Below are 12,305 nucleotides of genomic sequence, written 5' to 3'. Positions count from 1 at the left end.
GTGTAAATAAAAAAATAACCTCTTAAGCGGAGGGACTACCCAGAGCGGTGTTCAAGTGACTAGCAATTTCATCGGCGGTGGAATTAGTCGAGGGCGCTTCTTCTGTTAGCAAAGCGGTAAAGTGACTGGCGATTTTATCTATTTGTTTATGCCGTTCGGTTTGCATAAAAAAGGCGCTTTTGGTTAAGTAGAGTTTCCCAAAAATGACCAGCAGACCAATGCCTGTGGCCGCAATGATAATATTGGCGAGAACAGGTTTCCAACGTGCGCGGTGGTGCATATCGAGGATGCCTTGCTTCAGCTCTTTTTGAAATGCTTCTTGCGCGATTTGTCGTTCTTCATGGTTTTGGGTATTCATGAATTTGTTGGCGAAATAACTAAGACTAAGTGCTAAACAAACGGCTTTTACACCCTCTGTTTCAGCCTTTTTATCATTAACTGGATTATATAATTTTCGGCCGTAGCTTCTTAATTGATTAATATTGCTATATAGCATTGAAATTTGTTCGTTCCTTTTGGCCGAGTAGTTTGGGTTGGCCTGAGGCATCATTTCGGGTAACAAGTTCAATATAGCTTCTAACGTTTCTGGTTTATTGGCGGCAGAATGAAGAGCAGTGCGACCATTGTTGGCTTTTTCATTAACTAGAGTTAAACGAGCAGATTCCGGTATCGACGTTAAAATAGCTGTTAGCGATTCTGCATTATTGGCAGCAAGATGGATTACAGAGTAACCGAAGTTGTTATTCTTTTCATTGATGGCAGCCTGGCGATCGGATTCGGGCAGTGACATTAAAATAGTTTTTAACGCCCCTGGGTTAAGGTGGAGTACAGAATCACCGTTGTTATCCTTTTGATTAACGGCAGCCAGGCGATTGGACTCGGGCAGCAACACTAAAACAGCTCTTAGCCCTTCTAGGTCATGGGCAGCAAAATGTAAAACACTGTTGCCTTCACTGCCTTTCTCGTTGATTACAGCCAAACGTTCTTCTGGGGATAATGAAAGTAAAATAAGTCTTAGCAACTCATAATTTTTGTAAGTTAGGGCAAAGCGCAGGCCCGCGGAAATGCCACCTACCGGTTCAATATTGGTAACAATAGTCTCATTTAGATGGGCCAGCTGTTCACTATTGAAGAGTCCGTTTTCTACTAAAGCCCCCAATTCTTTTGATAAGCCTAGCGCATAAGCAAATGCGCTAATGGCAATATTGGCTAGAAGAGGTTGCAACAGTGTTAGTTCTTTCATATCTATATTTTGCCGCAATTCTTCCAGAAAATTTCTTTGTGCAGTTTGTTGCTCAGCATTGGTTTGCGCGTTAATAAGATGGTTGGCAAGAGTGGCGAGACTGACTGCTAAGCAAATGGTTTGTTTACCCGCTGTCTCAACGCTTCTATTATCAATCTGGTTATATAATTCCAGGCCATGATTCTTTAACTGCTGGATATGATTATAAAGCGTTGCAATTTGTTCGTTCTGCTTTGCTGAGTGAGCAGCGTTTGGGGGAGGAGGGACGATCTCAGGCAACAAATTCAATATTTCTTTAAATACATCCCTGCTCAACGTTACTTCAAGGGTATTTAGGTCGGAGAATATTCTTTCAGTAACGGCATTCAAGCGATCAGTCGGCGGTAAGAGCGCCAACATCACTTTGAATACTTCAATATGAAGAGCTCCTCGGAATAAACCACTTTTTCCCCTTCTCTCTGTTCTAAGTGCAGTGAGGCGATCTTTCTCAGGTAATAAGCTTAATGTAGTACCTATGACCTCAGGATCCGCTGTTAAGTATAAAACCGTAGGGTGACCTTCTGTGGCTGTAATTGCAGTTAGACGATGCTCTTCGGGCAACAATTCCAAAATCCAATGGAATTGTGATGGCATTCTAACTGTGGCGAAAGCCAACATAGGGGCGCCATCAGAGAGTTTAGCTTCAACGAGTGCAGCCAGTCGTTCCTCAAGGGGTAACGAAGTGATAATTAGTTTGAGTAATTCATAATTTTTGTGAGCTATGGCTATTCGTAGACTTTCAGAAAACCCACCCAATTGCTCCATCAGAAAAGCGGCAGGTTGTTCCTCTTGCGCCAATAAAGAGAAAAGGAGTTTTACTAACTCATCATTGTGATGATCGAGGGCAAACTGTAAACAGGCAGAAAACCCACCAAAATTTTCCATATTATCCATAATGGCTTGATTAAGGGCAGTTAGTTGTTCCCCTAAAAAAATTCCACTTGCCATCATTTCTCCCAGTGAACTGGCATCGTAGGAAATTTGCGCATATTTAAACAATAAGGGGTAATAACCTGGAGGAAAGGCAAGAAGCAGATCTAAAAGGACATGCATATCCTTAATCACCAGTTCTTCCAGGTTTTTCTTAAGATAGTGCAGGGGGAGTGCCGTTGGGCTATCACTTACTGAAGACAAAGCATGAGACTTGCCATAGGACTTGTGAATCCGCTGTAATTGTTCTGGCGATAAATCCGGTCTGGTATCCAGAATAACTGCATTCTCCTTGTTATTTAGAATGTCCTGTAAATAGGCAGCAGCCTGCTCCACACAATTTTCAGCTCTTAAATGCTCACAAACGTAGTCCAATGAAATGCCAGATGATAGTGTTTCTAACTCGAATAGCGCTTCCTTTAGGGTGTCGGGAAGCGATTCCAAATAGCCAAAAAAATCGGTTACTGCTGTTTGTGCCTCAAGACTGGCATAGGTTTCCCCGGTTAAGGTTTCCCCGCCTAAAAGGAACTGTTGGATGAACTCTTTAATCACTTCTCGTGGTGATTGGCCTTTGCTGACTGCCAATAAATGTTGGCGTAGTTTTTTAAATGCGTCATTATGCTGATAAAGTGCTGCGGCTAATTCTGGGTATTGCTTTTGAAAGGTGTTAAAGAATTTTGTATGGGTAGTAAACTCCCATTGTACGAGATCAGTCACATCAAAAAGCTGGCCACCACTGACGGCAAATTGGCTCAAGGCAGCAGGGGAAGGTTCTTGGGTTAAACAGGCAAGATTGTTTGCCTCAAAATGGAAAACTGGATTTTTTACGCGTTCGCGCAGAGACTGTTGGCGAGTTTCCTCAGTCACTTCATAGCTAATCAACAGGGTGTTATCAGGAAGCAACAGCGCCAACATGTCTCCCATGGTCTTGGGCTCAAAGAGACGTTCGGCAATTTGCCAATACAATTGATTGCATTCCCCATCAGGCATGGCAAACAGGCTTAAACAAGTACCGGCATTTTGTTCAGCACGGTATTTACAACGGTCTAAAAAACCCTGGCGAAAAGTCTCTAAGCCTTCTCCAAAGAGTTTTATTAACGCTTCAATTTCATCACGAAGTTCTTGCTGAATCGTTTGCGTCTTAAGACTTGAGTAATTGCGTGGTACCACAATAGGGTCTTGAATGAGCGCCTGTTTTTCGACGAGTAAATTATATAATTCTTCAGGGATTAAATTAGCCACAAAAACCTCAAATTATCGATTAATTTAGCGCACCCACAATACTTTTTTATGTACGGGTTCTTTTAAATGTAAAAAATAAAAAGGTTAGGCAGCGGGACTACCCAGTTCGGTTTTCAACTGGCTGGCGATTTCATCAGAGGTGGAATTGGCCGAACGCGCTTCTTCTACCTGCAAGGTAGCGAAGTTAGCAGCGATTTTAGCTATTTGTTCATGTCGTTCGGTTTGCATAAAAAAGTACTTTTTTGATTAAGTAGACTTTTGGAGTGCTCATTATAACAAAATAATACAGATTAGGGAATTATTAGTCAGTCAAGGTAAGTAATTATTCGTAACTTTCTAGCTAACCCTAAGATATTTTTGACCATTTTATTTTCTCGAAGGCGTGTTAATCGCATTTTCAAAACAATCCCTGACGCCAATCGTAATGTGGAAAAAAATTTCCTGGCCCTTAAATGTTGGTTTTTCTGCCAGATGATGTGTTTGGCGAAAAGTTTTTAGGGAGGGTGAGCTCACCGCAAGGACAAAATACTCTCTTGAGCCATACTGAGCTTTCAGTAATCCGCAAATTGAAAAAGAATGGATTTGTCCGACTACTGTTTGCGGCACGTTATCTTCTTCCGGATAAATAATGGAAATATGAGCGCCAACATCGTCAGGTGGGATAAAATAGGCCGGTTTTTCAATGACGCCATATTCAGTCAGGAAGGGATGAGTATGGTGAATATAGTCATCATTGATTTTTAAATAACAGAAGTTATCACGCTGTTGAATAACACCTTCTGCAGCTAATTTACTGGTAACCTGCAATACACGCTCACCAGCTAACTCGGTCAGAATAATTTTCTCGAATTTGTCCATTTGACATCATAAAAAAGGGTGTTGTGAAGTATAACCAGTTTTCTCAAGCCATTCTCACCTTTATTTTTTTGTTAAAACGCCCTAGCAACAAAGACATACTGAACCCAGCCCCTATTGCCATTCCAGACCATAGGCCAACACCACCGAAATTGAATCGGGTTGCCAGTAAGTACCCAACCGGTAAGGCGATACCCCAGAAGCTAATGATCGAAGTGATTAAGGTAAAATGGGTATCTTTTAAAGCACGTAAAGCGCCAAATAAGGTGATTCGTGTTGCTTCTAATAATTGAAATACGGCACTGACGACAAATAATTGTTTGGTGTAATTGATTATGAGGGCGTTTTGCGGGTTTTTGACATCCAAATCAATGGCAATTAATAAGTTCGGCCATAGCCAATAAATGATAGCAAATAAACTCATAAAGCTGACTGAAAGGCAAAGACCTGCGTAATTGGCATGCTTTGCGGCAACAATTTCATTGGCTCCAATTAGATGTCCCATACGAACGGTTACCGCCTGGGCAACAGAAAAAATAACACTCATGAGTGTCCCCATGTATTGCAAGGCAATTTGGTTGGCAGCAAGTAATTCCGGGCTTAGGGAGCCCATGACCAACGTTAAGGCAAAGAAAAAGCCGACTTCAAAGCAGTACATCACGCCCATAGGTAATCCAACTTTCAATAATTCCCAAATAAAAGCAGGCTTTTCGCGGGTAAAAACAGAGCTAAAATAAACTTGGTAATGTTTATTGACCAGGACGTAGGTCGATAAAATAAAAGCCATGATCCAATAGCTGATAGTGGTCCCCCAACCAGCACCCGCAATGCCTAAAGCAGGCATGCCGAATTGTCCAAAAATGAGAGAAAAACTAAAAAACAAGGCCAGCAAAACAGACAAGGTGGTAAATAACATCACCACACGGCCATGCCCCAGGCCGATAATAAATTCAAAGAGCGCGACAACGATGAAAGTAGGTAATAGGCCCCAGGTCAATGCGTGTAAATAAGGTTCTGCCAGCAAAGCCAATGAGGGCTTTTGTCCAAAGAATAGAAATAGTGGTGCCATGTTCCAAAATAAAAAGATGGCCGGAATAGAAAGCAACACTGCCAGTAGTAGTCCATCGCGAACAACTTTGACCACTCCATCCCGATCTTGTGCCCCATGCATGTGTGCTATCAAAACATTAATAGAACCCAGAGTTCCGTAGATAATGACAACAAAAACACCAAAGAGCCAACTAACGAGAGCGCCAGCGGCCATTGCCTCGTGACTTAAATGAGCGAGAAATACGGTTTCAAAAAATCCTATGGATGCACTGACCAGACCCGATATGACAAGTGGGGATGCCAACTTAAGCAAAGGATAGAAATCATTTTTAAGGATCTTCGACCACATACTTTACCTCCTGAGCAGTTGGATGCTAACGGTTCGGTACCCGTGCAGCAAAGCGCTGGAGCGACGGTTATAAGGATTGCTTAAATCCAATTTTCATTGGTAGTAAAGGCGATTGTTATCCAGCGTTGTGGGCTATCTCCACCCATCGCATCTGCTATTTCGCGCCGAATCCCATCTAATTCCTCAACACTCGAGATAGGGTAATTAGCAGGCACAACAATATGTATTTCAATAAATTGTGCACGGCCTATTTTGGCTACATAACTGGCGTAAGTTTTAAAGCCATACCGTACAACCAGTTGATCCAAAAAAAGCCTTACCTTTTCATCAAGCCCAAAGGGGGCGATCAGAAATATATCGCGCATGGCGTTAGCGACTGTGGACATGGGCACAAAAATTAAAAAGAGAGAAAGGACGGCTAATACGAGTGGATCAACATAAGGAGTGAGATACTGGTATCGCCCTCCATCCATGAAGGTAGCAATACCAAATGCAACTAAAAGGGATAATGAAATGGTGCCGGACATTAACCAGCTATGGGCGTCAAGTCTTAAAAATTCAGAATTAACAATTTGGTTCTTTTTGCGCACATAAAAATACATATACATGGATAAAGTTGCCATTAATAAGGCGATAAAAAAAGCCAGATCAAAATTTAATTCGCGCCCCCCCGATAAAAAGCTACCAATGGCGTTGATTAGTGCGTACGCCGAAAGCAGGATAAGAACACTACCATTAAAAACCAGAACCATCGGCTCAACATGCCAATAACCATATTGAAAGCGGCGATTGCCTTCACTCGTCAGGAGGCGGGTAACCAGTAAAGCAAGGATGGACATGAAGGCATCAATCATGTCAAACATGCCGTCAAACACAATCGCCAATGAGCCAGATAGAAGGCCGAATACGATCCCTGTGATTGATAAAAAAAAGGTCATCCCTATCGAGATTTTCAGAATTTGCTGTTCAGCAAACCCCTCAGGGGTCTTCGTCACCGTCTTCTCCTACTACAGCTAATAGTTAGTGGTTATTGTAACCATAATTAGTCATTCCTGATCTAGTTTTTTTGCGCTCAGAATAGACATCTTTCGATACTCCACTGTATTGGAGCACGGGCAGTGAGTGTCGAAAGATGTCTAATAAATTGGCAGTCTGGCTCGGAGGGCCGACCTGGTCATTGACGATTGCCGTGAGCTAAATGCTTTCCTTAATAACCTACCAGTACGATGTTCGTTATAGGCGACTGAAAGTCCAATAACCGGGTGGAAATTTTTTGAGAAACGCTTTTTGGTTGATAATGGCACAGATAAATATGGATGGGTGCCGAGTCAATTTTCGATAAAATCGCTTTCTTTTCCTCGGCATTCAGGGGAGCCAATGAAAAAAGGTCTTCGTAGATTGCTATTCTTCTCTCGTTTTCAGTGTCTGTGGCATAAAATTCATTGAACAAACTCACCAGCATTTCCAAAGTATAAACGCGTTCGCTTTTATCATTTTCAACCCATTGCTTGCCGTTATAGGCATTATGTCTTTGTAATTCATGGGCAGTGTTTGATTGCAGTATACAATACTCGGACGTGCCGATGTCATCATTAACGGGCAGGATAGTAAAGACATGGCCGGCAAAGCCATCCACACTGAAGAATGGTATTCCTTCCTGGTCTGTGGTATCCATCATCTTATGCAAATGGTGCAAATCAAGATAATTTCCTTCTGTGTTAAGCTCAGTCTTCGAATCGGCTAACAGATTATAAAGATTTGTGGCTAGAGTACCGCAATCAATATGTTTCACTAAATTAGTAATTTGGTCTCGGGTTATCACGGCTTCGACAACCCGCTCTCGCTCAATCAGGGCAAAATTGAGGATGATATCGGCCGGATCCAGAGATAAAGCAAATTCATCAACAAAGTCCTGATGTATGGCATGATCAAACGAGGAAAGTATTATTTGGCCGTCCAGGGAAAGTTTAGCCTGGTAATGTGACCCTTCTTCTAAATAAAGATAAATAACGTTTTTTGGTAGTTGCTCTAGCTCTGCATAGTCTCTTTCACTGACCATTCTGACTTCATAACTGTGAAAAGGATTATGAAAATCGGTGGCTTGAAATTGTTGCAGTGCAAGAAGATCTTGTGCAAATTTAGCGCTCATTGGCTTATAGGGTACTAAATTCACAGTTGTTCCAAAAATTTCTCTTAATTGCCTATCTAAAAGATGGGACAAATAATTATTAAAATCAGCAACATCAAACTGTTTCCGTTTGGCAAGAAAGGCAGCTATTTTGTCAGAAAAATGAAAAGAGAAGTCATTGGAATTATAAATGGCAACAGATGGGTTGACTAACTCCGGCTTTTCACCGGTTGCCAAATGATGCATGGCATTAATATTGTCGCCGTATAAAGCCAAAACATCCTTAATAAGGATTAGTGTTCTTATCGTTTCAAACGATTTAAAAAACAAAAAATTTTTTCTTAATAGCAATTCGCTTTTCATGCGGCTATTGTCTTGCATAATTATTCGTTAAATAGTGTAATATGCGCGCAATAGTACAGCAGGAATATTAAGACAATATTAGGGTGTTGTAATCAACTGTGGGCGCCTTATAGAAAGATAAACCAGGCGTTAGCCGTTATTGGCAGTACTATCTGAACCTTTATAAATGTTATACCTGACGTTTTTCCTGTAATTTTTGATTTTTCCCATTCTTGGCAATGGTGGCCAGTGCTTTATTCCATATCTGTTCATTCATGTATAGAAAGGCCATTTGTGTACTGAGATGAGGGGCTTCAATGAAAATAATGGTATTGTGATCTTTAAGTTTTGCTTCTTTGTTACCTGCCGGAGGAACTTGTTTTGTTATTAATTCATATTTGTTATCAAGAGTAGTTAACATTCTTTCAAAATTTGTTTTTTCCATGGTTCCATGGACAGCCGCCAGGATCCCTTTTTCATTGAAGGTAGCCTGAAGAGAGAGCAATCCTTTAAAATTAATTTTTCGGGTATCGACCTGGTAAGTTTCTGTTTTGCTTTCTTTGTTTTTAGAGGCGAGTGCTAATGAATATAGTTTGCGGGCTTCTGGCAGCGTGGTCTTATTGATTTCTAAACCAAAGGGGGCAGGATCGGCAAAGGATAAAAAGGGAATGGTTAAAAGAAACAAAATCCTGTAGAACATACTTCCTCCCTGATTCAAACCATTAACATACTAAGAATGTTCTTAGGAATGTTTTTTATGTGCAAATAATAAGAGTACCTTTTAGGAAAAACAATAGTGCTCTGATCGTTGCCACGTAGACGACGGAAACAGGGCGCTGGTAGCCTTGATAAAGCGTAGCAAAATCAGGGGTTTCATTGTCAGGGCAGCTCAATGGTTTTAGACAGAAAGTTAGCATGATTTTCTATTTTTCTTTACTGGTCCCCCCTAAACGACCTAAAGTACCAATGTTGCTATCCTACATAAACTCAGACGCCAGGTGTGGACTCTGCTGCTCTGTTCATTTCTTCCCCATTTTTATAGTGAGGTACGTCTGCGAGAATAGTATCTATTTTATGGCTAGAGGCTTCATTAGGGGATAAAATCATAAATCGACCGTGAAATTCACCACTCATATTTTTCCATCGGGCAATAAATTTATCTTTTGGAATATGCTCAAATTCAAGATTACCAATCAAGGCCGTTCCTGGTTCGGCTAGAATGATGTGTTCTCCCTCTGGGCTCTCCTCAATACCAATAACTACTTCAAAATGACCACAACCACCCTTATCTTGCATATTTAAAATAACAGGGATACCCATTTTTAGAATTTGATGGATTCTATTCCATAACAATTCTTTATGGGCACTTAATGTCTCTTCATCATGGGTTTTATCACTCAAACCATCATCATCAAACACAGTAATGCCCATTTCTATCAATCCGTTGCGAATCTCAGGAATACCAGAACCCTCTGCTTCTGAGGTATTTACTTGCTCTGCAAGAAGCATTTCAGGGGTTTGATCGATTTTATGCCATACGTCTTGATTTGTTACTGGAGCGCCATAAAAGCCTCGACTTCGCATGGAATCAAAATAACCTGCAACCATTTTTACAGTGGCGGGACCACAGGTAAAATCACTTTGCTGCTGTGCCTCCTGGCTGAAGAAATTTTTTAATACCATTTCAGCAGAGGGTTGCCCATTCCTCGTTTTTATAGTGTTGCGGTAAAAAAAAGTAGGCGCCTCTAACCTTGTGATTAAAGGAGTCCTCTTTACTCCAATTAGCGAATCATCGCTAAATGTTTTCAGGGAAATATTCTCACTGCCTCGATAGACCACCACATCTTTCAACAGCGCAAGACGTGCTTCATCATGTTTAGATAGGTGAGTTTTACGTTGATCAGTCAGAATTATTTCGAAGGTTAATGGTTCCTCGTGATGTTCAAAATGGTGATTTTGCAGGGAACCAATCAGTCTACTAACGGAGTCGGTATGTTGCTTCCCTCCAAAAGAACAGTTTTCAAATAACATTTTACTGCTTGAAGCACAAGGTATAGGTGTTTTTTCTATTTCAGAACAGATTGCTTTAAAATTTGGAGGTTGATTGAATCCCTCAATAGTGATTTGATCGTAAACAGGCTCAGATATATCGCTTTCACTGATAGTAGTATGGATGAGGTTCATCATCTCATGGCAATATTGTTCATAGGTAAAATCTTCAGGCATTTTGGAGCCATCTAATTTTTCATACTCTCTTGTATCACCTAATTCAGCCTGAATAATCTTATAGGGACTTTGAATGACAATTAATTTTTCATCGTCAGCAGCTTGAATAGGTTTCACAGGTGGTTCGCAAAATACGATTTTAAGTTTCATATCTATCTATAGAAGTAATTATTTGTACAAGTATAGCTAAAGGAATAGGAGGTTTTGCCTAATAAGCACGCTAGAACGGGTTGAAAAAATACCACGAAGTGGCACGTTAATAAGAGATAGCGTAGGAGCGTTTTTAAACAAAGTTATTCGTCAGCGCGTAAAAGAAATCAGGCGGGGAACACTTATAACCTCTTTATTCAGCAAGTTCCCATAGAAAACGCCGCTTCTTGCAATTTCTAGTATCGGACTCCTCCCGGGCGCATCAAAGCCACAAGTGGAATTAAGCTCATCATTTGATTCAATTATGAAATTAACAGAAAAATACAAGATGTGGATGCGTTTAATATTGAAGAATCGCCACGTTTGAAAAGTGGCTCCCCGGGACGGGCTCGAACCGCCGACCTAATGATTAACAGTCATCCGCTCTACCGACTGAGCTACCGGGGAATGAGGCGGAATCTTAAATCGATTCCGCTGGTGGGTCAAGGGGATTTGCGACAAATTTTTACTTTTTGCCTTTTAAGCTAATCCCCAGGGAGTTACCCTATTTGTTTTAACGACAGAAACGCTGTAGGCGATCCATTGCGTCACGCAGGATATCCATGCTGGTAGCAAAGGAAAGACGGATGCAACCTTCATTACCAAAGGCAGAGCCTGGAACCAGGGCTACGCCAACTTCCTGCAATAACTTTTCCGCAAATTCAACATCATTTTGATAACCACGTTTTTCGATAATTGCCTGGACGTTGGGGAAACTGTAAAAGGTCCCATCAGCGGGAATCACTTCTATCCCAGGAATATCAGATAAACGGCTAACTATGTAATCGTGGCGTTGACGGAACGCTTCAACCATTTTTTTCACTTCTTCATCGCCGCCGTTTAGCGCTGCTACTGACGCTTTCTGGGCAATAGAACAGGGGTTAGATGTTGATTGGGATTGTACGGTAGCCATGGCTCCTATTAACGGTGCTGGGCCGCCAGCATAACCAATTCGCCAACCGGTCATCGCATAGGCCTTAGAAACACCATTTAAGACAATAGTCCGCTCATATAATTCCGGGCAGGCATTTAAAATATTGGCAAAAGGTTGAGTCCAAATGATGTGTTCATACATGTCGTCAGTGGCAATGAACACGTTCGGATGTTTTTTTAATACGTCACCTAAAGCCTTCAATTCAGCGAGGCTATAAGCTACACCGGAGGGATTCGAGGGGCTGTTTAAGAAAACTAATTTGGTTTTTGGTGTAATCGCTGCTTCGAGCTGCGCTGCAGTAATTTTAAAGCGAGCAGCGGGTGTTGAAGGAATAAACACGGGCACACCGCCAGCTAATAGCGCGATATCAGGATAAGACACCCAGTAAGGTGCTGGAATGATGACTTCATCACCTTCGTTAATCAGGGCCTGGCATAGATTGTAAACACTTTGTTTGCCCCCGACAGAAACGAGAATCTGATTTAACTCATATTCTAAATTATTATCGCGTTTGAATTTGTCTTTAATCGCTTGCTTTAGTTCAGCAATACCCTCAACCGCTGTGTATTTGGTAAAACCGGCCTTAATTGCAGCGATCGCCGCATCTTTAATATGTTGTGGAGTGTCAAAGTCGGGCTCACCCGTACCCAACCCAATAATATCCAAACCTGCTGCTCGCATCTTAGCGGCTTTTGCTGCTACCGCCAGGGTAGGAGACGGTTTTACCTGTTGTATGCGATCTGACAGTACAATATTCACTTTTAAACTCCTGTGCTTT

At 41.5% G+C, this 12,305-nt stretch carries 9 protein-coding genes and 1 tRNA gene; all 10 read right to left on the bottom strand.

Annotation, left to right across the window (positions count from 1 at the left end; all coding sequences use genetic code 11):
* Positions 1 to 22: 22 nt before the first annotated feature.
* Complete coding sequence (locus ACN4Z1_RS01290) at positions 23 to 3,454, bottom strand: hypothetical protein (RefSeq protein WP_419413435.1); 3,432 nt, start codon at positions 3,452 to 3,454, stop codon at positions 23 to 25.
* Between the two features lie 84 nt (positions 3,455 to 3,538).
* Entirely contained in the window at positions 3,539 to 3,682 is a 144-nt protein-coding gene (locus tag ACN4Z1_RS01285) for a hypothetical protein (RefSeq protein WP_181879287.1), read from the bottom strand.
* Between the two features lie 138 nt (positions 3,683 to 3,820).
* Positions 3,821 to 4,312, bottom strand: a complete 492-nt coding sequence (locus ACN4Z1_RS01280; protein WP_228363565.1) for a hypothetical protein — start codon at positions 4,310 to 4,312, stop codon at positions 3,821 to 3,823.
* A 43-nt stretch (positions 4,313 to 4,355) separates the two neighbouring features.
* Complete coding sequence (locus ACN4Z1_RS01275; RefSeq protein WP_228363566.1) at positions 4,356 to 5,708, bottom strand: MATE family efflux transporter; 1,353 nt, start codon at positions 5,706 to 5,708, stop codon at positions 4,356 to 4,358.
* A gap of 80 nt (positions 5,709 to 5,788) precedes the next feature.
* The gene (locus ACN4Z1_RS01270) at positions 5,789 to 6,703 is read right to left on the bottom strand and encodes a cation diffusion facilitator family transporter (RefSeq protein ID WP_228363567.1); all 915 of its coding nucleotides are present in this window, start codon (positions 6,701 to 6,703) and stop codon (positions 5,789 to 5,791) included.
* Positions 6,704 to 6,915: 212 nt separating this feature from the next.
* Positions 6,916 to 8,217: a hypothetical protein gene (locus tag ACN4Z1_RS01265; RefSeq protein ID WP_228363568.1), complete on the bottom strand. Its 1,302-nt coding sequence runs from the start codon at positions 8,215 to 8,217 to the stop codon at positions 6,916 to 6,918.
* A 151-nt stretch (positions 8,218 to 8,368) separates the two neighbouring features.
* Positions 8,369 to 8,878, bottom strand: coding sequence for a hypothetical protein (locus ACN4Z1_RS01260; RefSeq protein WP_228363569.1), 510 nt, complete (start codon positions 8,876 to 8,878; stop codon positions 8,369 to 8,371).
* Between the two features lie 287 nt (positions 8,879 to 9,165).
* Positions 9,166 to 10,554: a papain-like cysteine protease family protein gene (locus ACN4Z1_RS01255; RefSeq protein ID WP_228363570.1), complete on the bottom strand. Its 1,389-nt coding sequence runs from the start codon at positions 10,552 to 10,554 to the stop codon at positions 9,166 to 9,168.
* Between the two features lie 371 nt (positions 10,555 to 10,925).
* Positions 10,926 to 11,001 (bottom strand) — tRNA-Asn (locus ACN4Z1_RS01250).
* Between the two features lie 106 nt (positions 11,002 to 11,107).
* Positions 11,108 to 12,286: a pyridoxal phosphate-dependent aminotransferase gene (locus ACN4Z1_RS01245; protein ID WP_228363571.1), complete on the bottom strand. Its 1,179-nt coding sequence runs from the start codon at positions 12,284 to 12,286 to the stop codon at positions 11,108 to 11,110.
* Between the last annotated feature and the right edge of the window lie 19 nt (positions 12,287 to 12,305).

The sequence above is a fragment of the Legionella sp. ST3F1 genome, from assembly GCF_048553315.1.
Classification (GTDB): Bacteria; Pseudomonadota; Gammaproteobacteria; order Legionellales; family Legionellaceae; genus Tatlockia; species Tatlockia donaldsonii.
Note: the sequence above shows the minus strand (reverse complement) of the source record. Positions and strands in the feature narration are given on the sequence as shown.